Annotated in this window: 22 protein-coding genes; 7 read left to right on the top strand and 15 right to left on the bottom strand. The window is 70.4% G+C overall.

The window, feature by feature from the left end:
• Positions 1-39 precede the first annotated feature (39 nt).
• Positions 40-621, top strand: a complete 582-nt coding sequence (locus tag OG285_RS01125) for an ATP-binding protein (RefSeq protein WP_371789848.1) — start codon at positions 40-42, stop codon at positions 619-621.
• Here the strand turns inward: OG285_RS01125 and OG285_RS01120 are convergent.
• Positions 527-949 (bottom strand): MHYT domain-containing protein, encoded by a 423-nt coding sequence (locus tag OG285_RS01120; RefSeq protein ID WP_371789847.1) that lies wholly within the window; start codon positions 947-949, stop codon positions 527-529. The genes OG285_RS01125 and OG285_RS01120 overlap by 95 nt on opposite strands.
• Positions 950-971: 22 nt before the next feature.
• Positions 972-1,808, bottom strand: coding sequence for a hypothetical protein (locus tag OG285_RS01115; RefSeq protein WP_356835438.1), 837 nt, complete (start codon positions 1,806-1,808; stop codon positions 972-974).
• Positions 1,809-2,784: 976 nt separating this feature from the next.
• Here OG285_RS01115 and OG285_RS01110 point away from each other — a divergent pair.
• Complete coding sequence (locus tag OG285_RS01110; protein ID WP_371789846.1) at positions 2,785-3,633, top strand: endo alpha-1,4 polygalactosaminidase; 849 nt, start codon at positions 2,785-2,787, stop codon at positions 3,631-3,633.
• Between the two features lie 604 nt (positions 3,634-4,237).
• Here OG285_RS01110 and OG285_RS01105 read toward each other — a convergent pair.
• The 4 genes from OG285_RS01105 to OG285_RS01090 all read right to left on the bottom strand — a co-directional run bounded on the left by OG285_RS01105 (position 4,238) and on the right by OG285_RS01090 (position 10,319).
• Positions 4,238-5,251, bottom strand: coding sequence for an SDR family oxidoreductase (locus OG285_RS01105; RefSeq protein ID WP_371789845.1), 1,014 nt, complete (start codon positions 5,249-5,251; stop codon positions 4,238-4,240).
• Between the two features lie 66 nt (positions 5,252-5,317).
• Positions 5,318-6,388 (bottom strand): Gfo/Idh/MocA family protein, encoded by a 1,071-nt coding sequence (locus OG285_RS01100; RefSeq protein WP_371789844.1) that lies wholly within the window; start codon positions 6,386-6,388, stop codon positions 5,318-5,320.
• Positions 6,389-6,870: 482 nt separating this feature from the next.
• Positions 6,871-8,754, bottom strand: coding sequence for a LamG-like jellyroll fold domain-containing protein (locus OG285_RS01095; protein WP_371789843.1), 1,884 nt, complete (start codon positions 8,752-8,754; stop codon positions 6,871-6,873).
• Between the two features lie 479 nt (positions 8,755-9,233).
• On the bottom strand, positions 9,234-10,319 hold the full coding sequence (locus OG285_RS01090) for an S-(hydroxymethyl)mycothiol dehydrogenase (protein ID WP_356835448.1): 1,086 nt from the start codon (positions 10,317-10,319) through the stop codon (positions 9,234-9,236).
• Between the two features lie 892 nt (positions 10,320-11,211).
• Between OG285_RS01090 and solA the strand changes: the two genes are divergently transcribed.
• From solA to OG285_RS01065, 5 genes are all read left to right on the top strand, one after another.
• Positions 11,212-12,393, top strand: a complete 1,182-nt coding sequence (gene solA / locus OG285_RS01085; RefSeq protein WP_371789842.1) for an N-methyl-L-tryptophan oxidase — start codon at positions 11,212-11,214, stop codon at positions 12,391-12,393.
• Positions 12,394-12,514: 121 nt separating this feature from the next.
• Positions 12,515-12,739, top strand: coding sequence for a hypothetical protein (locus OG285_RS01080; RefSeq protein ID WP_356835452.1), 225 nt, complete (start codon positions 12,515-12,517; stop codon positions 12,737-12,739).
• Positions 12,723-13,850 (top strand): FAD-dependent oxidoreductase, encoded by a 1,128-nt coding sequence (locus OG285_RS01075; RefSeq protein ID WP_371789841.1) that lies wholly within the window; start codon positions 12,723-12,725, stop codon positions 13,848-13,850. Before OG285_RS01080 ends, OG285_RS01075 begins: the two co-directional genes overlap by 17 nt.
• Positions 13,851-13,923: 73 nt before the next feature.
• The gene (locus OG285_RS01070) at positions 13,924-14,562 is read left to right on the top strand and encodes a TetR/AcrR family transcriptional regulator (RefSeq protein WP_371789840.1); all 639 of its coding nucleotides are present in this window, start codon (positions 13,924-13,926) and stop codon (positions 14,560-14,562) included.
• Positions 14,563-14,726: 164 nt separating this feature from the next.
• Entirely contained in the window at positions 14,727-15,710 is a 984-nt protein-coding gene (locus OG285_RS01065; protein WP_371789839.1) for a DMT family transporter, read from the top strand.
• A 70-nt stretch (positions 15,711-15,780) separates the two neighbouring features.
• Here the strand turns inward: OG285_RS01065 and OG285_RS01060 are convergent, their stop codons facing one another.
• The 9 genes from OG285_RS01060 to OG285_RS01020 all read right to left on the bottom strand — a co-directional run bounded on the left by OG285_RS01060 (position 15,781) and on the right by OG285_RS01020 (position 26,112).
• Positions 15,781-17,016 carry an amidohydrolase family protein gene (locus OG285_RS01060; RefSeq protein WP_356835460.1) on the bottom strand — a complete coding sequence of 412 codons (1,236 nt, stop codon included), beginning with the start codon at positions 17,014-17,016 and terminating at the stop codon, positions 15,781-15,783.
• A 175-nt stretch (positions 17,017-17,191) separates the two neighbouring features.
• Positions 17,192-18,766 (bottom strand): phytoene desaturase family protein, encoded by a 1,575-nt coding sequence (locus OG285_RS01055; protein WP_371789838.1) that lies wholly within the window; start codon positions 18,764-18,766, stop codon positions 17,192-17,194.
• 392 nt (positions 18,767-19,158) lie between these two features.
• Positions 19,159-20,007, bottom strand: a complete 849-nt coding sequence (locus tag OG285_RS01050; protein ID WP_371789837.1) for an ABC transporter ATP-binding protein — start codon at positions 20,005-20,007, stop codon at positions 19,159-19,161.
• Positions 20,004-21,002, bottom strand: coding sequence for an ABC transporter ATP-binding protein (locus OG285_RS01045; protein ID WP_371789836.1), 999 nt, complete (start codon positions 21,000-21,002; stop codon positions 20,004-20,006). Before OG285_RS01045 ends, OG285_RS01050 begins: the two co-directional genes overlap by 4 nt.
• On the bottom strand, positions 20,999-21,919 hold the full coding sequence (locus OG285_RS01040) for an ABC transporter permease (protein ID WP_356835468.1): 921 nt from the start codon (positions 21,917-21,919) through the stop codon (positions 20,999-21,001). The genes OG285_RS01045 and OG285_RS01040 overlap by 4 nt, the downstream gene beginning before the upstream one ends.
• Positions 21,904-22,845, bottom strand: a complete 942-nt coding sequence (locus tag OG285_RS01035; RefSeq protein ID WP_371789835.1) for an ABC transporter permease — start codon at positions 22,843-22,845, stop codon at positions 21,904-21,906. Before OG285_RS01035 ends, OG285_RS01040 begins: the two co-directional genes overlap by 16 nt.
• Entirely contained in the window at positions 22,842-24,521 is a 1,680-nt protein-coding gene (locus tag OG285_RS01030) for an ABC transporter substrate-binding protein (RefSeq protein ID WP_371789834.1), read from the bottom strand. Before OG285_RS01030 ends, OG285_RS01035 begins: the two co-directional genes overlap by 4 nt.
• Before the next feature lie 911 nt (positions 24,522-25,432).
• The gene (locus OG285_RS01025) at positions 25,433-25,924 is read right to left on the bottom strand and encodes a transposase (protein ID WP_371789833.1); all 492 of its coding nucleotides are present in this window, start codon (positions 25,922-25,924) and stop codon (positions 25,433-25,435) included.
• Positions 25,921-26,112 carry a winged helix-turn-helix domain-containing protein gene (locus tag OG285_RS01020; protein ID WP_371793425.1) on the bottom strand — a complete coding sequence of 64 codons (192 nt, stop codon included), beginning with the start codon at positions 26,110-26,112 and terminating at the stop codon, positions 25,921-25,923. The genes OG285_RS01025 and OG285_RS01020 overlap by 4 nt, the downstream gene beginning before the upstream one ends.
• Positions 26,113-26,319 lie beyond the last annotated feature (207 nt).

Here is a 26,319-nt window from a genome sequence, read left to right as displayed (position 1 = left end):
GTCCCGTCCCGGCTCATCGCCGAACCGAAGGATCTGAGCATGCCCCACCCACGCCGCACATCCCATTTCGCCCTTCCGGTCAGCCATGCGTCCGCACGGGAAGCACGGTGTCTGGCTCGTGAGGCGCTGAGCAAGTGGGGCTTCGACGCCAGTGAACCGGTCGTGGACACCACCCTTGTGATCCTCACCGAACTGGTCACCAACAGCGTCCTGCACGCAGCCCAGGTCTCCGCGCGCGTGGGGGTCTCGCTGGCTCTGTCGCGGGGCCGCCTCACGGTGGCGGTGCACGACGACCATCCGCACTGCCCCCGGCCGAAGACGGAGACCGCGGACGAACACGGCCGGGGTCTGCGCATCGTCCATGAGCTGGCCGCGGAGATGGGAGGACACGTGCACCTGCGTCCCGATCGGGGACGGCAGGGCAAGACCGTGGTCGTGGTGCTGGGCCCCGGCAGCGCACGGCCCGGACCCCGGCGAGGGGACACCCCGGGCCCGGCGGCGGGACCCGGGACGGTGCGGCGTCTGGTCAGGTATCTGCGCCGGGCCCTGGCGGCGGCCCTTGCGGATAGGCGTCGTAGACGCCGGAAATGGCTGTCCTCGCTGGTGGCACAGCCATTTTGAACGCCTCATCGCCCGGTGGAACGGCCTTCCTGCCCGAGATGGCCACGGCCATCATCAGACCGGCGACGAGCGACGCGAGGAACCCCCGGACCGAGACGGCCGACCACAGGCCGGCGATCGCCGCACCGGTGGCGAGGGCGACCGAGAGGACAACGACGGAAGACCGGTAGTGGACGGTTCCGTTGACGGGCATCGCGGCCATGCCCAGGAAGTGCGTGGCGGCCACTCCGAGCCCGGTGATGGTGCCCGCGATGCCCAGTGCGACGGGACGGGCTCCCCAATAAGCGACGATGAACATGCCCACGCCGGCGGCCAGGACCGCCACCACCGGGCTGAGGGCAACGTCGCGCTCAGGACGGATCGAGTGTCACGTCCGCGTGAGACACACGTGTCTCCAGATCCGCGCCTCTGGTGCTGTTGACCACTTGGACGGCCTGGATCTGTGACGACTTGGGCACCGCACCGCCGAGGTAGGAGGCGTACTTCGTGGCCAGCGCGGTGAAGTCGTCGGAGATGTGTGTGGTCTTGCCCGCCTCGATCGGCGGGCCGGCGACCGTGACCCGGCAGCCGTCCGAGCAGCCGTTGGACCACAGCACGCCGTCCTTGCCCGCGCCCGCGAAGCCGCCCGGGTCGTAGTGGACGACGGAGATCAGGTTCGTCTTGCCGTTCACGGTGTATATGAGGTCGGTGGTCAGGATCGCGCGCTTCTCGTCGCAGGTGAAGCCGCCGGTCTGCTTGGCGTACGCGTCGTAGGACGCCGTGAGGCGGCCGTCGGAGAAGTTGTACGGCTCATGGGTGCTGGGGTCGCGCCGCAACGAGCTGCCCACGTACTCGTACGAGAATGCCACCTCGTGCAGATCGCAGTTGCCCACGTTCTTCGCGTTGTTCTGCATCGTCAGCGTCAGCGGCGAACCCTCGGCGCCGGCCACTTGGTGGTCGTACCCCGGGTACTGCCGGAGTCTGTCCTCGTCCCAGTTGATGGTGATGAACCGCCAGGACGGACAGGCGTGCCCGTAGCGCCCTTCGTAGGGGAACCAGGTGCACGAGGTGTCGACGCGTTCCGCATCGTCCAGGGCCGCACACCCGGAGGTGTCGGCATCGCTGGTGGCGCCGGTCGACTCATGCGACACGCTGTCGCAGTGGTGGGCAGGACCGGGGTCGTAGACGATCGACCGGGACTGTGTCACCGGCGCTGCGGAACTGCCCGACGGGAGCAGGAAGGGTACCGCCGCGACAAGGGCGGCGGTCGGAACCAGAAAGGGTAGGAAACGCTTGAGGCGGCTCCTACGGTGTAATCCGGCTGAAGACGGTGACTGGTCGCTGAGCTGGGTTCCGTACACGGATTGCCGAATGCTCGGCGGCTTGTCGGACATCAATGTTCCCGGGATTCTCTGGAAGTGGGGGGAGAGAGATTCGACCCTACGTACCCGGCGGGAGCTCCGACAAGCCGTCCCGTGCCGGAACTGCCCAATGAGGCAGTCCTCAGCGCTCATTGTTTCCGGAGGCAGGACGAGGAGGGCTGCCGGACACCCGGCGGGCGGCCGGTGGCTGCGTCCCGTGGTGGGTACCGTAAGCCTGTTCGCGCGGTGTGCGTATCACGGATGGGGCGACGAGCGGGCAGCTCAGAGTGGTTTCCCGGGGTGCGCGGAGTCAACGGCGCACGTGGCCGCAGACGTCGTGGCGCCGGTGCCGGGGCAACTCGCGCGGCTCGCAGGGGCGTTTCCCCCGGACTGCCCGAGTGGGCGGCCCCGGACTCGCAGGCGACTTCGCGCCACCCTTTCCGATAGTGTCCGATGCCAAGACAGGGGCACGACAAGTCCGTCCCTCCGCTCTGCCGGATGCGGGTGTCCGCCTGTGAACGACAGCGAGCCCTTCCCCCGGCATGGTTGTGCGAATTCGGCCTGGTAATGCAGTAAATCCCCTGTATCCATGGGCAAGGCGTATGAAGGACCGCTGTGAAGCCATTCCTGTGCACTGTCCGGACAGGTCCCGAGCCTCCGGAGAACACGCAATGGCATCTTCCGTACGGAGCATTCATTCGGCTTGCCCGCCGGAATCGGGCGCCCGGCGGGCAACGACCCCGTTCCCCTGTGTCCCCCCGCTCGGCAGCGCGACCGGATCAGTTCGCCCCCGCGCTCGCTGATGCATGCAAAGGAGTCCTGAGTGTCCTCCCGAAGGAAAAACCGCTCGCGCGTGATGCGCGTGGGCATCCCCGCCATAGCCGCTGCGGCTGTGGGAGCCAGTGTCTGGGGCTTCACGGCGGCCAACGCCACGTCGGCGTCCGTCGAACTGCCTCCGGTCAACGCCGGGTTCGACTACCAGATCGGCGAGGCATACACACCTCCGTCCGGTGTGAAGGTGGTGAGCCGCGACAACGCGGACGCCCCGGCCAAGGGCCTGTACAACATCTGTTACATCAACGCGTTCCAGAGCCAGCCCGACCACGAGGGTGACTGGAAGGGCCTGCTGCTCGAGGGCAAGGACGGCAGCCCGGCCGAGGACCCGGACTGGCCGGGTGAGTACGCTCTCGACATCACCACCCCGGCCAAGCGCACGGCGATCGCCGACAAGGTCGACGCGGTCATCGACACCTGCGCCTCCAAGGGCTTCAACGCGATCGAGCCCGACAACTACGACTCCTACACCCGCTTCGACGGCCTGACCGCGGACGAGGCCAAGGCATACATGACGCTCCTCGTGCAGCACGCGCATGAGAAGAACCTCGCCATCGCGCAGAAGAACACCGCAGAGCTGGCCCCGGACGCCAAGTCGCTCGGCATCGACTTCGCCGTCACCGAGGAGTGCGGTATGTCCTGGGGTGACGAGGGCGGTCCGGAGTGCTCCCAGTACGAGAAGGCCTTCGGCGACCACGTCCTGGACGTGGAGTACAGCGACGAGGGTTTCAAAGCCGCGTGCGACGGCTGGTCGGGCAAGTTCAGCGTCGTCAAGCGTGACGAGGACGTCTCGGCCCCGGGCTCGGACGCCTACGTACGCGAGACCTGCAGCAACTGACCCGTTCCCGGCCCGCATACCGTGCCGGGTCCACGGTGCGGGGCCGTCCCGGACGAGAGCCTGTCCGGGACGGCCCCGCGTCTGTTCCTCGACGCACCTGCGCATGGACACCACCGCTCGTGCACCGCATGGTGGCGCAGCGGCCCGAGCACGGCGCGCGGCCTTCCGGCGGGCCGGAGGAGTGTGCGCGTCCCCGGGCTCTGCGGTCTTCCTCCGCGTCGGTCACCGGCTCTGGTCGCCCACCTGCACGCATGCCTCCCCACCGCCTGAGCGGTGGGGAGGCGCCGGGGCCCGCTGGTGGGGGGCAGGGGCCCCGGCGGCGCCGGACGCGGCCGGGGCTCGCCGGACGAAGCGTGCCCGGTGGGGGGCGCCGTCAGAAGCGGGTCCGGACGGCGAATCGAAGGCAGCTCCGGCCCCGGCCGACCGTGTCCTCCATGACTGTGCCCGATGTCGGCGCCGCTCGGGCGCCGTTGCCCGCTCGACTGCCCGGTCGTACCGAAGTCCCGCATCATCGCGGTGGTTTGAGTGCCGCAGGAGGAAGCCGAGCGTCCTGCCGTTCTTTACCTGGATGCGCCGTGCGCGGGAATCTCGGCGGCCGCGGTGCTCATACGGGCCCGGGGGCAGGGGACAGAGGGCGGGGGCGGTGAACCTCGATCAGAGCGTCCATGAGTGTGCCGAGGCGCTCGTCCACACGGTGCTGGTCCGGATGGGAGTCGTACCACCGGACGATCTCCTGTGCGCCGCGGGAGAAGGGGATCGGGGACGCGGAACCGGGCGAGATCCTGCGGACCTTCGCGTTGTCGAAGACCAGGGAATGGGACTTGTCGCCGAGGAGCTCCTCTCCCCATCGCGGGTCCGCCGCCGCGATCGCAGCCGACGGCACATGTACCAGCCGTGCCTCGGCCCCTGCCGCTTCGGCCATGGTCCGGTAGATCTCATTCCAGGTCAGCACCTCGTCACCCGTCAGGTGATACGTCTCCCCGACGGTTTGCGGGTCGCCCAGGATTCCCAGGAACCCGTGCGCGAAGTCCTCCGTGTGCGTCATGGTCCACAGCGACGTGCCGTCCCCGTGGACCAGCACCTCCTTGCCGCGACGCATCCGGTCCAGTACCGTCCAGCCTCCGTCGAACGGGATCGCGGTGGCGTCATACGTGTGCGAGGGGCGCACCACCGTCACGGGAAAGCCCCTCTCGGCGTGGGCCCGGGCCAGGACCAGCTCGCAGTGGATCTTGTTGCGTCCATAGGCGGAGTACGGGTTGCCCAGGGGTGCTGACTCGACGAGAGGCAGCGGGGAGGGCCGCTCGTAGACGGCGGCCGAACTGATGAAGACGTACTGGCCGGTGCGCCCGTGAAAGAGATCGAGGGCGGCCTCCACGTGCTCCGCGGTGAACGAGAGGAAGTCCACCACCACGTCGAACTGTTCGTCACCGATGGCCCTCCGTACCGCGTCGGTGTCCCGGACGTCGGCGTTGACGACCCGCGCGCCGTCCGGGAGGGGCCGCAGCGTGCTGCGGCCGCGGTTGAGTACATGCAGGTCGAGACCGGACGCTGCGGCCAGCTGTGCGCAGCCCGCGCTGATGATGCCGGTGCCGCCGATGAAAAGTACCTTCAGGGGCATGCTGTTGCTGTGTCCTCACGGGAGATGGTGGGCGCCCGGGTCCGCCGGCGCCGGGGCGGCAGGGGGTTACTCTCCGGGGTACCGGACCCCCAGCTGTTCTCGCAGGTCGTCAGTGGTCCGCATCAGCCGCAGGGATTCAGATACCGGCATCAGGTCCGATTCCAGGCGCCCTTCGGCGACGCAGCGGGCGGCCTCCGCCGCCTCGTAGGCGTAACCGTGCTCGCGCGATTCCGGCTCGTAGCAGTCGATGAGTTGCCCGGCTCGGTCGAGGAGGCGGACGCTGGTCGGCGCGTAGAAGGCGCCCTCCAGCTCCAGCCCGGCCAGGGAGCCTGAGACGGACGCCGTGGTCGGGGTCCGCGCCAGCAGCGTGGTGTGCAGCAGGCCATGGGCGCCACGGGCGTTGGTGACCACTACGGAGGACTGGGCGTCGACCCCGGTGAAGGTGCGCGACCCGATCGCGGACGCGGTCGCGAAGGGCCCCAGGACCATGGACGCGAAGGACAGCGGATAGACGCCGAGGTCGAGCAGCGCGCCGCCGGCGAGCTCCGGCGCGTAGAGCCTGCTGTGCGGGTCCGGCGTCATGTACTGACCGTGGTCGGCCATGACGGTGTGAACCTCGCCGAGCAACTCGCGCTCCAGGCACTGGCGCACCACGTCCATGTGCGGCAGACACCGGGGCCACATCGCCTCCATGAGGAAGCGCCCCTGGGCCCGCGCCGCCCCGATGAGCTGTTCCGCCTCCCGTGCGTTGCGCGTGAACGCCTTCTCCACGAGTACGTGCTTGCCCGCCCCGATCGCCTGCATCGCCTGGGTGAAGTGTTCGGAGTGCGGAGTGGCGACGTACACGATGTCGACCCGCTCGTCGGCAAGCAGTTCGGCGTAGCCGCCGTACGCAGTCGGTATCCCGAAGCGGCGCGCGAACGCCTCGGCCCGCTCCGCGCTGCGCGAGCCGACCGCCACGACTTCCTGGGCCGTGGATGCCTGCAGGGCGCGGACGAAGGTGTCGGCGATCCCGCCGGGGCCGAGCACCCCCCACCGCAGCACGGGTGCCGATCGAGGCGGCAGCGTCCGGGGCGCGGGCAGCGCGGTGCCGGCCGCGCTGCCCGCGGGTATGGGGGAGTCCTCTGTCGTGTTCAAGATTCGTCTCGCACCTTTCGTACCGTGCGGGGTGGGGGTGTGGCTACTGGCAGGTTGCCTGCGGCGACGTCTCTGCTCACCGTGGGGTGTCTTCTTCTGCCGCCTGCATGCCGGTGCCCGGACGCGTGTGAGCGGTCACCACGCATCGTGCCACGGCTCCGGACGGCGGCCCGCAGGTGGAGAACCCGGGTTGACCGCCGCCGGGCCGCCGTTGAGGGCCAGCAAGCGCTTCCGTGCGCCTGCCCGGGGGAGCGCCAACTGCCCGAAGGGCTGCCCGTACGGGAGGAAGCCAGCCGCGGAATCCGCCCCACCGGGCAGGACGGCGGCCGGGAGCCGAGCCGCGCACGACGGCACCGGCCCGCGAGTTGCGTCAAGGCGGGGAAGTTCCGAGACCGCCGCGCTGTGCCCGGTCCGGTGGAATGGCCCCTGAAAGGCTGCCGGGGCGCTGTTCCCCCGGCCGGACAGCCGGCCGACAAGTCTCCTCAGGCGTTCGGCCGGGCCTTCGCGAGGGTCTCGACCTCCGGCGTACCGAGAGCCCTGCCGTAGACGCGTACGTCATCGATGCCGCCGTGGAAGAGATCCGACGCGGCGCCTTCCCACTGCCCCCGGCCGACGGTGAAGGGGCCGTCCGCCGCCCAAGTGTTCCAGTGCCTGTCGTGCCCCTGGAGCACTCCGCCGACGTAGAGGCGGATTTCGTGGTTGCCCGCGTCGAACACAGCCGTCAGGTGCTGCCACTGACCGAGCCGGGGCGAGGCGAGCGACAGCACGTCGGACTCGTCGCCGTCAGCCGAGTCGGAGTCTCCCATGGCAAGGCGCCACCGGTCGGCCTCGTCGGAGTACTGGAGGAAGAACCCGCTGACATGGCCGCCGTCCTGCCCGGCCACCGTCTGGAACCCGGACTTCGACGTCGGGCGCACCCAGGCGGACACGGTGAAGCTGCGCTCCGTGTCGACCACGGGTCCGCCGGACTGGATGTAGCCGGTCCCGTCGAACGTCGCCGAGCCCCCGCGGTCCGCGTCGGTACGCGCGCCTCCGACGAAGCTGCCGGGGGAGGAGCCCATCGCCTTCGGCCGGGCAGTACTGAAGTCCCAGCGCAACCCGGCACCCGGGAGCGCCAGTGCGGAGGCCGGGGGCGGGGGCGTGTGCGAGGGGGATGGTGACGTCGAGGGCTTGGCCCGAGGGCTCTTGCTGACCTGCTTCGCAGGACGGTGCCTCTTTCGGGGTGAAGGCGGGGGCGACGTGGCAGCACTGCTCGTCGGTCCGGCGAGGACGTCGTCAGGGGCCGACGGCTGGGGGAGGGTCCGGTGTCCGGTCTCCTCGAACTGGGGCCCTCCCACGAAAGCAACGACTGCGGCGATTACGGTGGCACAGGCGGCGAGCGGGATGAGGACGGTCCGCTGGCTCCGCACACTCTGCAAACGGCGGGCGATTCCCGGCAGTTCGCGTCCGGGCGTGGTGCCTTCCCCTACGCGGTGCGGCCCGGGAACCGGCCGCCCGGCCCCGCCGGGGGCTGCTCTGTTCGGGAAACAGTCCGCACCACCCCAGGGGAGCAACACCCCGGCCAGTGCCGCTCCGCGGCCCGGACTGCGCAGGTGAGTCAGATCCTGGAGCGCCTGACGGCAGGTGACGCACACCGCCAGGTGTTCTTCGAGCCCGCTGGTGGCATAGACGGCGTCCGCACGGTGGCGGTCGGACTCGGATGCCGTGATCAGGAGGCGGGTGAAGGGCCGGCAGGCCGGTGTCGCGTGCTCTTCGAGTATCTCGACGTATGCGCTTCGGAGCCTGTTCCCGACGGTAGGTGCCCAAGCTCGCACCGCGTTCGCTTCCGTGCCGAGGAGGCGGGCGACCGTCTCGACACCGTCCTGCTCGACGGTGAGGTGCCACAGCCCGACCTGGAGGCGGACGGGCAGCCGATGGAAGGCCGCGGCCAGCGGGGGCTCCGCGTCCGAGGCCTGTCCGGAGGAGGCTTCGGGTGCCGACAGCCATGCCAGAAGTCCGGCGCTGAGCCGTTCCCGCCGTTCGTCATGGGACCACTCGGCGGCGGTCCGCAGGACGAGGGCGAGCAGATGAGGACGCCAGGCAGTGTCCGTGTCATTGGCCGGCAGCTCCTGCACGGCGGCCTCGCTCGCAGTCACGGCGAGAAGCGCGGCGTCCTGTGGAGTGGCCGTGCACCGCGCCGCGTACGCCACTGCCGGATCGAAGTGACGCCTCATCAGCTCCGCCCCGGCCGCCGCGCCATCGTCTCCGCCCCCGGCGGCCTTTCGGGCCAGGGTGAGATCGTCGGCGTCCGGCGTGCTTCCGGTGGCCGGGGACGATGGCGCCGCATCCTCCGCGGCGGGCCGCTCGCGCTCTCCTGACGAAGGCATTTCGGATCTCCTCACCGGATTTTTCGCAGGAACTGCCTTGCCGCACAAGCGTGATCTGTCGTCCTGATCATCCTGGCACCGTAGAAGCCGGCCTTCCAGGTCCACGCCCCTGCGCTGCCTCTCCGGGCAGACCGACTTCAGCGTGCTGCCTCTCCGGGCAGACCGTCGGCGGCCCTACGGGGTGGGCCTCGGCATCAAGTGCCGGCCGAACCGGGCGAGTACGCCGGGCAGGGCGCAGCCACCTCACCCTGCTTTCCCCCCGTTGTCAGTGGTTCCGGTGATGTTCGCGAACACCTTCACCCGGCGAGGTGAGGAGGACATCGGATCACGGCTGTGGCCGGCTGCCCCGCAGCACCTGTACCAAGACACCCGCACCAAGACACCCGCACCAAGACACCTGCAAAAAGCGAGGACGGTTTGAGGCATGCGGCGTCAGGAGCCCGACGAGGACGTCTTCCTGTTCCCCGCGCGCACCCCGGTCACAGCAGCACCACCGAGCGGAGCACGTCGCCCTCGTGCATCCGGGCGAAAGCCTCCTCGACGCCGTCCAGCTCGATGGTCTCGGTGACGAAAGCGTCCAGGTCCAGTCGCCCCTGCTGGTAGAGGTCGATCAGCATCGGGAAGTCGCGGGACGGCAGGCAGTCGCCGTACCAGGACGACTTCAGGGCCCCGCCGCGCCCGAACACGTCCAGGAGCGGCAGATCGATGCGCATCGCGGGGGTCGGGACCCCGACAAGGACCACGGTGCCGGCCAGGTCGCGGGCGTAGAAAGCCTGCTCGTACGTCTCCGGGCGGCCGACGGCCTCGATGACGACGTCGGCGCCGTGTCCACCGGTGAGGGCACGGATCGCCTCCACCGCGTCCTGTGAGCGGGAGTTGACCGTGTGGGTGGCACCGAGCCCGCGCGCGGCCTCCAGCTTGCGGTCGTCGATGTCGACGGCGATGACACGCCCCCCGCCGGCCAGCACCGAGCCGACGACGGCCGCCATGCCGACACCGCCGCAGCCGATCACGGCGACCGAGTCGCCGCGGCCGACGTCGCCGGTGTTGATGGCGGCGCCGATGCCGGCCATCACGCCGCAGCCGAGCAGACCGGCCGCGGCTGCGGACGCGGAGGGGGCGACCTTGGTGCACTGACCGGCTGCTACCAGGGTCTTCTCGGCGAAGGCGCCGATGCCGAGGGCCGGAGACACCACGGTGCCGTCCGTGAGGGTCATGGGCTGTTTCGCATTGCGGGTGTCGAAGCAGTACCAGGGGCGGCCGCGGAGACAGGCGCGGCACATGCCGCAAACGGCCCGCCAGTTGAGCACCACGAAGTCCCCGGGGGCGACCTCCGTCACGCCCTCGCCCACGGACTCGACCGTGCCGGCCGCCTCGTGCCCGAGGAGGAAGGGGAACTCGTCGTTGATACCGCCCTCGCGGTAATGCAGGTCGGTGTGGCAGACCCCGCAGGACCGGATCTTCACCACGGCCTCGCCGGGGCCCGGGTCCGGTACCACGATCGTCTCCAGCCGGACGGGCTCGCCCTTCGCCCGGGCGATCACGCCTCGTACCTCTTGTGCCATGTGCGCGGCCTTTCTCGTTGGTCGGTTCGAGTCCTCGTGCCGGGAGCGCGCGGCGAGTGGGCCCGTCCTCACACCCGTACCGGACGGACCCCGCGGCGTACGCCGGAAGGGTGGGGCGGGATCGAGGGCAGGCGTGGGGCCGTGGGTCGGCCGGCGCCCGGCTGGGTGCGGATTCGACGCCGTACCCGGCGGTAGGTGCGGCCTGGCTGTGGAGACCGTTTGTGGCCGGCTCGTTTACTGACAGCCGTGGAGTCGCCGTCGCCGGTAGCCTGCGGCGGCCGGCGGGGCTTTGTCAATGCTTCCGGAGCGACTTTACTGACTGGCACGTCAGTCAGTGGAATCGGTGCAGGCGCGTTGGGTCTACGCCGGAACGAGGCAGCCGGACGGTCGGCCCGCCTGCTCTCGGGCGTGAGCCGAAGCCGCAGGGGCGTCGGCCCGCGGCGTTAGGAGATTCTCCGCGCCCCTGCGGACCGGGTCGAAGGTGTGACCATCGCCCTTGACCGGTAGGTAACGACCAGGGGGGCAGGGGCTGGACGCTGCGGATCGCGGGATGGGCCGCTGCGCCGGCCGCGCTGGAGCGCGGCCGGCCGGCCGGACGTCACGGACGCCGAGACCGGGCAGGTCGCCCCGTACGGACGGTGCCCGTACGAGCATGTCCGTGCCCGCGACAATCCGGCACCCGCACTGGAAGCGCCGGCTCCGGCTCTTGACAGGTAGGAATCCACTACTGCATCGTCATTCAGTATTGCCCCCCCCTCGCCGGCCGTTCCGCCGGCCCGCCGGGTGTCGATCCGACCACCTGAGAGTGGTCCCCGAGCTCTTCCGTCGCCGCTGCCTCCCCGGCCGCACGCAGGGGATGCGCGACGCGAGTTCCGTCGCGAGAGGCCCATCCATGAATGTGAGCACAGGGACCGAATCGTTCGACGTCATCGTCGTCGGTCTGGGAGGACTCGGCTCCGCCACCGCCTGGCAGCTCGCCGCTGCCGGGCACCGAGTGCTCGGACTGGAGCAGTTCGAGTTCGGCCATGACCGCGGGGCGTCCCACGACACCTCCCGCATCCTGCGGCACAGTTACCACCGCCCCGACTACGTACGGCTGACCAGGGACGCGTACGAGGACTGGGCCCGCCTGGAAGAGGCATCCGGCCGGCAGTTGGTCACGCGGACCGGCGGAGTCGACCTCTGCCCCGAGAACTCGCGGATCCCGCTCGACGACTACTGGCGCAGCCTCTCAGCCGAGGGGATCCCCTACGAGCTCCTGGACGCGGACGAGGTGCGCAGCCGCTGGCCCCAGATCTCTGTTCCCGACGGTACGACGGCGATGTACCAGGAACGCACCTCCATCGTCCCGGCCGCGCGCTCCACGGCGGCCATGCAGCAGCTGGCCGTGGCGGCCGGTGCCCAGCTGCGCGACAACGCCCCGGTCACCGGCATCCGGCACCGCGCGCATGGAGTGGAGGTCGTCACGGAGCAGGCGCGCTACTCCGCCGGAAAGGTCGTCCTGTGCACGGATGCATGGGCCAACAGCCTGCTGCGGCCGCTGGGTTGGGACATCCCTCTCACGACGCTCGAGGAGCAGGTCACCTACTTCGAGCCGGCGGACCCCTCCCGCTTCGCACCGGAGGTCTTCCCCGTCTGGATCTGGCTTGATGACCCCTGCTTCTACGGCTTTCCGGCCTACGGCGAGGCCACCGTCAAGGCCGGACAGGACTGCGGGGGCCCCGAGGTCCGTCCGGACCGGCGCTCGGGGGCTACTGACCCCGAGATGCTCGACCGGCTGTCCCGTTTCATGGGCCGACGGTTTCCCCGGAGCGGTCGGGCGATCCGGTCCAAGCGCTGTCTGTACACCCTGACACCCGACCGCGACTTCGTCCTCGGGCTGGTGCCGGGTGCGGAACGGGTACTGGTCGGCCTCGGTGCGGCGCACGCCTTCAAGTTCGCGCCGACCCTCGGCCGGTTGCTGTCCGCGCTGGTGCGGGACGCGTCGCTCGTGAAGACCGAGCCCTACACCACGTTCCGGCTCGACCGTCCCGCGCTGACCGACCGGGAACACCCGGTCAACTGGATGACCTGAACCCTTTCCGGCCGGCCGGATCCTGCGCGCGGCTCCCGTACCGGTCGCAGGAAGACGACACCGGCCGCGCAGCCCCTGAAAGCACACCGTCTGCGACGTGTGCCCGAACTGGACGGAAGCCATGACAGCGAGCCCCCCGAGTGACTCCGCCTCCACCTCCCGTGACGCCATGGGACGGCTGACCGCCGACATGCTCACCGACGCCGAGAAGTACGGCGCCACCCCGCGGGAGGCCGCCCCGGGCGTGGCCGATCGCAGCACGGGTGGGATCGGGGCCTGCTTCGGCCGGCCGGGCGAGCCCGCCGCGGCGCACACGGAGGGAGCCGGCCATGGCGACCCGCGCTGAACTCCTCGTGATCGGCGGTGGCCTGATGGGCGCCGCCACGGCCTGGGCCGCCTCACGCCGCGGGCTGTCGGTGGTCCTGCTGGAGCAGTTCGGCCCCGGGCACGCCCTGGGCAGCTCGCACGGCAGCTCCCGCATCGTACGGCGCGGCTACGAGGACGCGCTGTACACGGAGTTGACCGGGCGGTCGTTCGAGCTCTGGCGGGAACTGGAGCTGGACTCCGGCACGTCACTGCTGCGGATGCTCGGCAGCGTGGACTTCGGGACGCGCCCGTACGCCGCGTCGGTCGCCGCCCGGCTCGCCGCCGCGGGCGTGAAGCACGAGATACTCGGCGCGGACGAGGCGGAACGCCGCTGGCCGGGCATGCGCTTCCAGGGTCCGGTCGTCCACCACGCACAGGGCGGCACCATCGATGCCGCCTCGGCGGTGGCCGCGTTCATGGACGGCTCCGTACGGCGGGGCGCGGTCGTCCGCCACGGCACCGCCGTGACATCGCTGGAGAGGACGGAGGGTGGGGCCCTGGCCCACCTGGCCGACGGTGACACGGTCCTCGCCCGTCATGTGGTCGTCGCCGCCGGAGGGTGGACCGCGGAGCTGCTCGCGGGGCACGTCGAGCTGCCACCGCTGACCGTCACCCAGCAGGACACTTTTCACTTCCCGCGGTGGGATCCGGCCTCGCCGGCCTGGCCCAGCGTGCTTCATGAACAGGGTGCGGGGATCTACCACCTGGCGGGCGGACGGGACGGCGGCCCGGCCGACGACCGCAAGATCGGCGAGCACTACAGCGGCCGGAAGACGACAGCCGCCAACCGGGACGGCGTGATCACCCCGGAGTCCCGGGCGCGGGTCGTCGACTACGTCGAACGATGGCTGCCGGGGCTGCGAGCCACCCCCCGGACCGAGACCAGCTGCCTGTTCACCTTCACGCCGAGCGAGGACTTCCTGCTGGACCGGGCCGGGCCGTTCGTCGTCTGCTCACCCTGCTCCGGGCACGGGGCGAAATTCGCCCCGCTCATCGGCGAACTCACCACCGGTCTGGTGACCGGGGACGGGGCGGTTCCCGAGCGCTTCCGGCTCGCCGCCCACGTACCGCGCGTGCCCGGCGCGCGCTGAGTGGCCGACCGCTCCCGGCGGGCGGGTATCCCCTTCCTGACACGCCAGTCAGGAAGACCGGTATGGTGTCCCCGTGGTGCGCAAACAAGTTGTCCTGCGGCGAGAGGAAATCCTCGACGCGACGGTGGAGCAGATCAAGCAGCGCGGCATCGCGGCGACGCGCGTCGCGGATGTCGCGGCTGCGCTCGGTGTGAGCAGCGGCCTGCTCCACTATCACTTCGCGACGAAGGAAGCGCTGGTCGAGGAAGCCTTCTCCCATGCGGCACAGCGGGAGATGACGGCCCTGCGCGCCGCTGTCGCCCGCTCCGCGCCCGCCGTGACGCGCATGAAGGCGCTGCTGCGGCTGTACGCGCCGACGGGACAGGTAGCCGGATGGCGGCTGTGGATCGACGGCTGGTCGGCCGGCATGCGGGACACGGGGCTCCACGACGTGATGCGCACGATGGACGACGAATGGAAGTCCTCCATCAGCCGTCTGGTCCAGGAGGGCATGGACAGCGGTGAGTTCCGGTGCACCGACGCGCGGCACACGGCCTGGCGGATCACCCTCTTCCTGGACGGGCTCGCGGTGCAGCTCGTCGCCCGTCGCGGCGTCCTGGACAAGGCGGAGGCCGCGCGGTGGGTCCGCGAGCACGTCGCCGGGCAGCTCGGCATCGCCCCTGCGGACCTGGCGGCGCGCGCTGCCAAGTCGCGTCAGTCCGCCGCCTCCTGAGGCGCTGAGCGGACCGGACCCGGACTTCCTGGGAAGACCTGTCCTGAGATGTCGGACGGCTCGGCCATCGGCCACTTATTGACTGATGAATCAGTCAATATCTAGGCTACGGTGGGCCCGTCGGCGCCCAGAGCGCCGTCGTACCCGGGCAGAGGGGGGACACCGTGACCACCACTCAGCAGACAGACGTACGCAGCGGCCGTGCAGGCTCAGGGCGGCGCATCGCCATCGTCGCCCTGACCTGCGCCACCGCCGTCTGGGGCTGGAGCTATCTGGCAACGGCATGGCTGCTGCCCGAGATGAAGACGCCGAGCCTGGTCGCCGTCCGCTTCCTGCTCGCAGGCCTGATCATGGTCGCCGTACGCCCCCGCGCGCTCGGTTCGCTCGGCCGCCGCCACACACTGGCCGGACTGGGTCTCGCCCTCTTCCTGGCCTCCGGCACCCTCCTCCAGGTCGAGGGTCAGCACTTCATTCCGGCGTCCCAGTCCGGATTCCTCGTCTCGCTCTTCGTGGTCCTGACGCCGCTGGTGTCGCGGATCCTGTTCAGGACGAAGGTGACGAAGGGAGTGTGGGCCGGTGTGGTCGCCGCGACCGCGGGCCTGGCCGTGATCTCCTTCAACGGGGTCGCGCTGAGCCTCGGCAGCTGGCTGACCCTGGCCGCCGCACTGTCGTACTCGGTCCAGGTCGCGCTGCTGTCGGAGTACTCCACGCCCGACAAGGTCTACGGCCTGGCCACTCTGCAGATCCTCGGTACCGGGGTGATCGCCGCCTGCTGGGCGGTGCCCGCGGGGATCGACCTGCCGGACACCGCGGCGGGCTGGGGATGGCTCTCCTATTCCACACTGCTGGCGACGCTCGGCATGTACGGGGTGCAGACCTGGGCGCAGTCCCGTGTCAGCGCCGCCGGCGCGGCGGTCGTCCTGGCCTGCGAACCGCTGTTCGTGGCCGTCTTCAGCCTGCTTACCGGGGCCTCCCTGGCGGGCCGGACGATCACCGGCGGCATGCTGATCCTGGTGGCGATGTACCTCGTGGTCTCCGCCGACCGCCCGGCCCCGCCACCGTTCGCAGATCCTCTCGCGCTCCCCGAGCCTCGCACGGCCCTCCGCCACGAGGGGCCCCAGGATGCGCCGGGACCGCGCCAACCGTAGGAGTCCGTCCGCACCGACGCGGGCCGGGTCCGCCACGGAGCAATCCGCGGCGGACCCGGCCCGGCTGAGCTCAGTGCCCTTCCGTCAGCTCGTTCTTGACGACCTGTCCGCCCTTCATGACGAAGCGGACGTCCGTGAACGCCGACACGTCGCCGGACGTACCGGGGACGGCGATGAGGTCGGCGTACTTGCCCGGCGCGATCGAGCCGATACGGTCCTCCCGGCCCATGCACTCGGCACTGGTGAGCGTCGCCGCGCGCAGCGCCCCCATCGGCGTCATCCCGTACTCGCACATGGTGGCGAGCTGACGGGCCTGCATGCCGTGCGGGAAAGCTCCGGCGTCGGTACCGAAGCCGATCCTCACCCCGGCGCGCACCGCCTTGGCGAATGCCTCGCGCTGTGCGCCGGTGGCGTGGTCGTTCTTGGCCTGGGTCTCCTCGTCGAAGCCCGCGGCATCCGCGTTCTCCGCGAGCCAGTCGCTCCACCAGATGTCCGCGGAGAGATACGTGCCGTGCTGGAGCATGAGCTCGATGCCCTCGTCGTCGAGGTAACAGCCGTGCTCGATGGAGCGGACACCGGCCCGGACCGCCATTTTGATGCCCTCGGTCCCGTGCGCGTGGACGGCGACGTACGCGCCGTAGTAGGACGCCTCTTCGACCGCGGCCCGCATCTGCGCCTCCGTGAGCTCGGGGGCACCGGGGGCGGTGCCGGCGGCCATGACAGCGCCGGTACCGATCAGCTTGATCACGTCGGCGCCGCCGTGCAGGATCTCCCGGACCCGCTCGCGGGTGTCGTCCACGCCGCGCACGGAGCCGAAGCGGAACTCCCTGGGCAGCTGGACGTCGTGGGCGAGTCCCGTGATCATTCCGCCGCCGGTGGAGACGGTGACGTAGGCGCCGGCGACGGCCATGCGGGGGCCGAGGACGGTGCCGTTGTCGATGGCGTCCCGCAAGGCCGTGTCGACGAATGCCCGGTAGGCGCCGAGATCACGGACCGTGGTGAATCCGGCCAGCAGGGTGTCGCGCGCATGGCTGATCGAAGCGAACGCCTGCTGTGCGGCGGTCTGCTTGATCTCCTGCGCGGGGTCACCGCAGGCGGAGATGCCGATCAGATGGGTGTGCAGGTCGACCAGGCCGGGACTGAGCGTGGCCTCTCCCAGGTCGACGACCTCCACGCCCTCGGGGACCGGAGCCGCGGCGGGCTGCACCGCGGCGATGCGCTCCCCTTCCACCATGACGGTCCGGGCAGGCAGCACTTCACCTGCTTCGACATCGATCAGCCGGGCGCATCGCAGCGCGAGGGCCATCAGTCCTCCTCGACGGGTCGGGCTCGCAGCCGGGACACTCCCGGCTGCGCGAAGTGCACGTCCTGTCGCTCACAGGCGGTGCGTACGACGGGGACGGGGGAGGGGGAAAAGCCGTCCGGACAAGGACCGGGCTGCGGGCGGCTCCCCGCATGCCACCCCCAGTGTCAGGGCCGGCTCACTGCTCCAGCACGGCCATGGCCGCGTTGTGCCCGGGGATCCCGCTCACACCGCCGCCTCGCACGGCGCCTGCGCCGCAGAGCAGCACGTTCTTGTGCGCGGTCTCGACGCCCCAGCGGCCGGTGCTCCTGGACTCGTCGACGAACGGGAAGGCCAGCGACCGGTGGAAGATGTTCCCCCGGGGCAGCCGCAGCTCGCGCTCCAGGTCCAGGGGGCTCTTGGCCTCGACACATGGCCTGCCCTCACCGTCCAGCGCCAGGCAGTCGGCTATCGGCTCGTCCAGCACCGCGTCGAGCTCCGCGAGGGCGCCCTTGAGCAGGGCCTCCCTCGTCGCGTCGTTGTCCTCGGCGAACAGGTTCGCGGGCGCGTGGAGCCCGAACATCGTCAGTGTCTGATAGCCGCGCTCGACCAGTTCCGGGGCCAGGATGGTCGGGTCGGTGAGCGAATGGCAGTAGATCTCCGAGGGTGGCGCGGACGGCAGCGCGCCCGCGGCGGCCTCCCGGTAGGCCGCGTCCAACTGCCCGTAGCCCTCAGCGATGTGGAACGTGCCGGAGAACGCCTCGCGCGGGTCGATGGAGGTGTCGCGCAGCCGGGGCAGCCGGCGCAGCAGCATGTTGACCTTGAGCTGGGCGCCCTCGGCCCGTTCACCGGCCGCCTCGTCGCCGATGAGCTCCGCGAGGGCCTCGGGGGACGCGTTCACCAGGACCTTGCGGGCCGCGACGCTGCCCTCGCCGGCCGCGGTGCGGTAGGCGACCACGGAGTCCGGGTCTCCCGGATCGATGCGCAGGGCCTCGTGACCGGTGACGATCTCGGCCCCGGCCGCGCGGGCGGCGCGGGCCAGTGCGTCGGTGAAGGCGCCCATGCCTCCGACCGGGACGTCCCAGTCTCCCGTGCCCCCGCCGATGACGTGGTACAGGAAGCAGATGTTCTGCGCGAGTGACTCGTCGTGCGCGTTGCTGAACGTGCCGATGAGGGCGTCGGTCAGAACCACACCCCGCACCAGGTCGTCCCGGAAGCGCTCCTCGATCGTCACGCCCAGCGGCTGCTCGAAGAGCATGTTCCAGGCGGCTTCGTCGCCGATCCGGGCGCGCAGGGTGGCGCGAGTGGGCAGCGGCTCGGTGAGCGTGGGGAAGATACTGCGGGCGACGCTCCCGGTCGTGGCGTAGAAGTCCTCCCACGCCTGGAAGTCGGCATCGGATCCGGTGAGGGCGCGGAAGGAGGCGCGGGTGCGCTCCTTGCCTCCGCCGACGAACAGTCCGGTGGGCCTGCCGTCGCGAACCGTGGGCGTGTAGGAGGAGACCGAACGCTTCCGCACGGCGAAGTTCAGCCCGAGGTCGTCGACGATCTTCGACGGCAGAAGCGATACGAGGTACGAGTAGCGGGACAGGCGCGCGTCCACACCGGCGAACGCCCGCGTCGAGACGGCCGCGCCGCCGGTGACGTCGAGACGTTCGAGGACGAGCACGGAGCGCCCGGCCCGGGCGAGGTAGGCGGCGGCGACGAGCCCATTGTGACCACCACCGACGATGACGACGTCGTAGACGTCCTGGGAGACTTCGGCTTGTGCTGGCATGACTCTTGGTAACACGCTCTCGTCGTGCACCGCAAGCTATTCTGCGTTATTTCGCGGGAGTTGGTCGATTATCCTGACTCACCAGACAGGATAATGAGCGTCGCGGCACACCCAGAATATCGACACAACTCCAGTTCACAGCAGGTTTGTCGGATTCTGTGCGCAGCCTGAACCCGCATACAAGACCTGGTGACACGCAGAATTGCTGATTGACTCAACAGTCAGTACGAGCACGTTCAACAACCGGGCGCGCCTCTCCCTCCTGCTACGGAGCGTGTCCGTTGTCAGGGTTGGCGTGTGTGCCCGCGCGGACGCGCCACGGCGCCACGGCGCCACGGCGCCCGGGGTCCGTGGGCGCCGAGGCACCGCGCTTCACGCCGAGGCGCCCCGCTTCACACCGAAGCGTGGTCCTGACCGTCCGTCACAGCCGGGGCTGCGGCGGCCAGACGCCTGCCGATGCGCCGTTCCCGGGGCGAGATGGCGGGCACCGCGCCCAGCAGACGCCGGGTGTACTCGTGCTCGGGGCGGCTGGTGACCCGCTCCGCGCTGCCCCGTTCCACGACCGTGCCACGCAGCAGGACGTCGACCTCGTCGCTGATCCGGCGGACCACGTCGAGGTCGTGCGTGATGAACAAGTACGAGAGCCCGCGCCGCTGTTGGAGGTCGAGGAGCAGGTTGAGGATCTGCGCCTGGATGGAAACGTCGAGCGCGGAGGTGGGCTCGTCGCAGATGACCAGTTCGGGGTCGGTTGCCAGGGCACGCGCGATGCAGATGCGCTGCCGCTGGCCGCCCGAGAACCGGTGCGGCAGATCGCCGGGATCCACCCCCTCCATGCCGACGGAGTCCAGCAGTTCCCGGACCCGTCCGGCGCCGTCCCGGCGGTAGAGGCCGTGGGCGCGCAGCGGCTCCGCGACGACCTCGCCGATCGTCAGCCGGGGATCGATCGATTCGTACGGGTCCTGGAGGACCATACCGACACTGCGGCGGAACGCGTGCCGGGCGCGGCGGCCCCGGACCGTCTCGCCGCGGAAGCGTACGGTGCCGCTGTCCGCGCGTTCCAGGCCGACGATGACGCGGGCGAGGGTGGACTTCCCCGAGCCCGACTCCCCGACGACGCTGACCGTGCGGCCCGCCTCGATGCGCAGGTCCACGGCGTCCAGGGCGGTGTAGCGGCCGTAGCGCTTGGTGATGCCGGTCGCCTCCAGCAATGGCGCGTCCGCTGACGGCGAGTTTCCTTTCATCGGAGGGTCTCCAGTCGGTGACAGGCCGCGATGTGATCCGGGGCCAGCCGGCGCAGCTCGGGGAGGTCGACCCGGCAGCGGGCGTCGGCGAGCGGGCAGCGGGGGTGGAAGGGACAGCCGGGTGGAGTGCCGCCGACCGGCGGACTGCCCGAGATCGTGGTGAACGGCTCCTTGGACCCGGCGGTGCGGCCGCTGCGGAAGCACTGGAGCAGTGCTTCGGTGTACGGGTGGCGGGCGCCCTCGAAGAGGGTGAGTACATCGGTGTGCTCCACCAGCCGGCCACCGTAGAGCACGGCGACGTGGTCGGCGATCTCCGCCACGACCGACATGTCGTGGGTGATCCAGAGGACTGTGAGCCCGTACTCCTGCTGGAGCCGGCTGACCAGAGCAAGGATCTCGGCCTGCACCGTCACATCCAGCGCGGTCGTCGGCTCGTCGGCGATGAGCAGTTGAGGGTGGAAGGCCAGGGCCATCGCGATGATCACGCGCTGCCGCATACCGCCGGAGAGCGCGTGGGGGTAGAGCCGGGCCACCCGGTCGGGGTCCTGGATGCCGACATCCTCCAGGGCCTGGCGTGCCAGCAGTTCGGATTCGGCGCGCCCCGTCCCGTTGCGGACCTGGTGGACCTCCGCGATCTGCCGGCCCACACGGATCACGGGGTTGAGAGCCGCGGACGCGTCCTGAGCCAGGTAGGCGGCGGTGCGGCCCCGCGCCTCGCGCAACGCCGTCCCGTTCAGGGCGGTCAGTTCGACATCCCCGACCCGGACCGAGCCGCCGGTGATCCGCGCGCCCGCCGGGAGGATCCGGCCCGCGGCCAGGGCCAGCGTCGACTTGCCGGATCCGGACTCGCCGACGAGTGCCGTGGTGGTGCCGGCGGGCACCTGGAGTGAGACGTCCCGCAGGGCGTGGAAGTCGTCGTAGGCGACGCCGAGTCCGTCGATCGTGACGTCGCTGCCGAGACAGCGGAGGGCGGTCGACTCCGAGGTGGTGGTCATAGCGACTCCGATGCGGCACGGGGATCGATGGCGGTTCTGATGAGGTCCACCAGCAGGTTGGCCACCACGACGAGGGTCGCGGCGACGATCACCGTGCCGGTGAGCAGCGGACGGTCGAGTGCGGCGAACGCCTGTGTCTGCATCTGGCCGATACCTGGCCAGCCGAAGATCGTCTCGACGAAGACGACACCGGAGAGGAAGACCGCCACGTCCATGCCGAGCAGAGTCGTCACCGGGGACGCGGTGTTGCGCAGCACATGGCGGATGACGATGCGCCGGCGGCTGAGGCCCTTGGCAACCGCGGTGCGCACATAGGCGGAGGCGAGGGACTCGCGGGTGCTGTCCCGGACGACGTTCGCGTAGTAGGGAGCTCCCAGGACGCCGAGCGTCAGCGCCGGGAGCACGATCTGTGCCCCGCCGGTGCCGCCGTCGATCGGGAAGATCGGCAGCTTGTAGCCGAACAGGAGCAGCAGGAGGAAGCCCAGGGAGAACACCGGCATCGACAGCAAGCCGACGTTGACGCTCGCCAGCAGCCAGCTGCGCCGGGGCCGCAGGGCCTCCCACAGTCCCCACAGACCGCCGAGGACGAGCTCGACCACGAGGGCGGCGACGGCGAGGACGGCGGTGGCCGGGAGCCGTTCGAGGATCAGCGAGAGGACAGGGCGGTCGGTGGAGTAGGAGGTGCCCAGGTCGCCGGTGGCCACCGACGAGAGGTAGTGGCCGAGTTGGGACCAGAGCGGGTCGTCCAGGCGTAGCCGGTCGCGGATCTCGGCGAGAACCTGCGGGCCGGCCTTCGGCCCGGCGATGCTGCGGGCGGGGTCACCGGGGACGACGTACTGCAGGACGAAGGTGAGCAGGACCACCGCCGTGACGGTGAACAGGCCCAGCAGGATGCGTATGCCTATGCGTCGAGCCATGAGCGTCGCTCCGAGAGTGGGTTGCGGCGATTGAGCCCTTCGGCGATCAGAACGAAGGTCAGGACCGTCGCGATGACGAGGACGAGGGGAACGAACAGGGTGTGCGGGGAGTAGGTCATGCTGTCCGTACCGTCCGCGAGCATGTTGCCGAGCTCAGGGGTGGGCGGCTGGATGCCCGCTCCGAGGTACGACAGTCCGGCTCCGACGACCACAACGGCCGCGCCGTTGAGCGCCGCGACGTTCAGCAGGATGGTGGACAGGTGCGGCAGCACGTGGCGGCGCAAGGCGGTGTGGCGGCTCACGCCATGGGCGAGGGCGGCCTCGACGTACCCGCGGTTGCGCAACCGCACTGTCTCCCCGTGGACCAGGCGCGCGGTCCACGCCCAGTACAGGGCTGTGACGACGATGATGATGCCGGCGGTACCGCGGCCCACGATGCTCGCCAGCGCCAGGCCGGACAGCACGGTGGGGATGGACAGGAACACGTCGACGAGGCGCATCAGGCACTGCTCGATCCAGCCCCGGTAGAAGCCGGCGACGAGCCCCACCAGGGCGCCCAGGCCGACGGAGGTGACGTTGGCGACGAGGGCGATGATCAGGGTGGCCCGCAGCCCGTAGAGCGAACGGGCGAGCATGTCGCGGCCGATCGCGTCGGTACCGAGCGGGTGGCCGGGCGCGCCGACCCCGCTGGGCAGGCCGTGGGCGGTGAGGCTGTCGGTGTGGATCGTGTACGGCGATCCGGCCAGCGGGGCGAGCAGCGCCAGCAGGCACAGCACACCGAGCAGGCACAGCCCGGCGAGCCACAGCCGGCCGCCCCTGGCCCGGGCGGAGCGGGCCGTGCCGGTCACGGGCCCCGGGGTGTTGCTCCCGGGAGCGCGCGCCCCGGTGGGGGCGGGCGGCTGCGTGCCAATGGGAAGAGCGCTCATCGTTTCACCCACAGCCGGTCGTAGTAGGTCCCCGTCTCGCCGCGCAATTGGTAGTTGCGAATCTCCGGTGCACGCGCGGCAAGGAAGTTCATACTGCCGACGAAGACCCCGGCCGCGTCGCGGACGAGTTCGTCCTCGATCTCGGCGAGGACCGAGTTGGCGGCCTCCACGGTGGGCGCCTTCCGGGCTTTGACGGCGAGCGTGTCCACATGGCGGTTCGCGTAACCGGCGTAGTTGTAGGAAGCGTCCGAGGTGAAGTTAGAGGAGAGGAGTTCGAGGGCGCTGTTCAGGGTGACGTACATCTGCGACCCGTAGATGTCACCCTCGCCCTTGGAGGTGGCCAGCTCGAAGGCGGGCTGGCTCATTGCGTTCAGGCTGATCTCCACACCCACTGCCTCGAACTGCTGCTGGAGGACCTGCCCGAGCAGCGGCCAGGGATCCTGGGTGCCGTGCAGGAAATCCAGACGGAGCTTGCCGACCCCGGCCTGCTCAATGAGGGCGCGGGCCCGCTCCGGGTCGTGGGTGTAGGGCTTCGCCGTTCGCCGGTAGCGGTCGAGTCTCTTCGGGAAGGGCGCCCCCCACGGGTCCGCGAGGCCGAAGGTGAGCCGCATGAGCTGTTCCCGGTCGACCGCCCAGTTCAGGGCCTGCCGGACGCGCGGGTCGCGGAGCTCCTTGCGCTTGTGGTTGAGCGCCAGCCACTGCGTTCCGCGTACGGGGACGGGCTGTACGAACCGCTTGCGCATGGACGCGTCGGCGGTGAACTTGGCCGCCTGGCTGGCCACCAGCCCCTCACCGAGCACGTCGATCCTGCCGCCGCTGAGCTGGAGCGTCTGCAGCGGGTAGTCGATGCCCCACCGGTATTCCAGAGAATCGATGAGTGGACTGCCGCGCCAGAAATACTGGTCGAAGGGCTTGAAGACGGCCCGCCGGCTCTTGCTGTCGTAGCGGGTGATGCGCATCGGGCCGTTGCCGACCGGCGTGCGGCCGAACCGGGCGCCGAGACGCCGGACTTCCTCGGCGGGGAGGGCCGCGGTGTAGGGCATGCACAGCAAGGCGGAGAAGAGCACGTCGGGCTCGGTGAGCCGGACGCGCAGGGTGTGGGGGTCCGGTGCGGTGAGGCCGCGGATTTTCCGGGCCTTCCGCTGGTAGACCGCCTCGGCGCCTTCGATCCCGTAGAGATAACTCGACGCCCAGGACGCGAGCCCGGGGTCCATCAGGCGCGTCCAGGCGTAGATGTAGTCCCCGGCTGTTACCGCACGGCCGTTGTGGAAGCGCACGTCCCGGCGCAGGGGGATGGTGTACACCCTGCCGTCGTGGGAGACCTCGGGAAGTCCGGCCGCGGCGTTCGGGGCCGGACCCTTGTTCTGACCGGCGAACTGGTAGAGCGGCGCGTACAGCACCGTCGAGATGGCTTCCCAGCTGTGCAGGTCCCAGCCGATCGCCGGGTCGTAGGACTGCGCCTCGTTGGACCAGGCCGTGATCACCTTGCCGCCGCGCCGCGCACCGGCCGGTTCGCCCGGTCCGGGGGCCCATCGCGGCACGTCGGCCGGGGCGCCCGCGGGGGAGGAGGACGGGGACGGGCCGCCTCTGCAGCCGTTCAGCAGTATGGCGGCGGCTCCCACTGTTCCGGCGCCCAGGACCAGCCGTCGGGTCGGTTCGTCGTGCGGTCCGGCCATGGGAGTCCTCTCGTAGGGCCGACGTTGCGCGGGATGACCGAGCGGCAGGAAAGATCCTGGTGTCGGGTGTGGAGGTACTGCGTACGGTGGCTTCGCGAAGGGGATTCCTCCGTGGGCGGGGTCCCGGCCGGCGGCGGGGGCGCCGCGGAGGTCGGGGCGCCCGGGGAAACCCGCGTCGATCCCGGGGTGGGGGAGAGCGCCTCTCCCACCACCGCTGCGGACACGTCCTGCGACGTACCCTCCGGCACAGAGCCCACCGCGGCACGGCCGGTGGGATCGGCGACCGCCGCGTGCGGTCCCTCGGGTCCGCAGGCGGGGGGCCGCCACGCGCCGTCGATCCAGAAGTGCCGGCGCTCCGTGTCGAGGCGGCGTCTGATGTCGTGGGCGACCGGATGACCCATGGTCGTGCTCCTCAAAAGGCGACTGGGGTTCGGCGGGCAACCACGCGGCGGCCCCGTCAGGGCGGCCTGCGCTTGGCTGGTTTCGAACGGTAGGTCGCTACTGATTTGAGAGTCAATAGAGGCGGGGAAAAATTGCTGACTCCCGAATCAGCATTTGGGACGCCCGCCCGGTCCGGAGCCGGTGCGCCCGAGCTGTCGCACGTCGTCGAGCCTGTCAGCCGGTGCGCCCGGAGGTCCGTCGACGTTGTGCTCGGGAGCGGAACGGTTCGGGCCTCCCCTCTCTGCCCGCAACCGTGTTCCGTGCCCGCGGTCAGTGGGCCGACTGCCGCCACCGACGAGGCGAGGGCCACGGACACGGCGCTCCACGGCCCGCTCCACGGCACCCGGAGCGAACTGGTGCTCCGGCTCCGGCCCGTATCGAACCTGCCTGCCGACATTCCGGCCCGTGACTCGTGCGTCTCGCGAAACTGCGCCGGCGCGTCGAGCGCGACCACCGGGAACAAAGCGCTGCTACTGAGCTTTTCGTAAGTTCGGTGGGTGTGGTGGGTGGATGGTCAGGCCGGTATGGGCGAGGAATGACCATGGCGGTCGGGGGTTGGTGTTGATGCGGTGGATGCCTTGCCCGGTGGCGTCGGCGACATCGGCGAGGTGGTCGCCGATGAGATTGGCGAGTTCACGCTTCTTGAGCGAGGACCACAGCAGTTCCACCGGGTTCAGCTCGGGAGCGCAGGCGGGTAATCGTTCCAGGGTGAGCCAGTCGTGTTCGGCGACCCAGGCCCGCATCGCCCGGCTCCAGTGGGCGGACAGGTCGTCCCGGACCGCTCCCCGCGGCGGGGGTCGGTGGAGTGGTATCCGAAGGGCCCTGGCCATCGACGTGCGCTTCCAGTTCAGGCGGTGCCGCAGGAGCGGTGTCCGCCCTCGGGGCGAGTGGGTGCGGCGGATCTGAAGGAGCAGGGAGACGCCTGATTCATCGAGGAAGACGATCCAGGCACGTTTGTTCACGGCCCCTTTTTGATGCGCGGCCACTCGTGCGCGATCCAACGGGCGATCTCCGACTCGTCCCGCTCGACCGCCCGCCGCTCGGGCCGTTGCAGGCTCCATCCGAGCCGGCCGGTCAGCAGCCGCCACACCGACGCCCTCGACAACACCACCCCCGTTGCGCGGGTAACGACCGCACCGACTCTATCCAGGGTCTACAGGTCGGCCCTGAAACCATGAGCTCGGGCACCTTGCTTCAACGAGGCCCGGACTGTCTCGACCTGAGTGTCGTCCAGCTTGGGTGGGTGTCCGGTGGCTGCCCGTCGCCGGAGGGCCGAAGCACCGCCTTGCTCCCACACCCGCCGCCAACGACGCACACTCTCGGCACACACCCCACCGCCCTCGCGATCTCCGCCTTC

Origin of the sequence: Streptomyces sp. NBC_01471 (assembly GCF_041438865.1) — a bacterium.
GTDB lineage: Bacteria > Actinomycetota > Actinomycetes > Streptomycetales > Streptomycetaceae > Streptomyces.
This window is presented reverse-complemented; position numbering and strand designations above follow the sequence as displayed.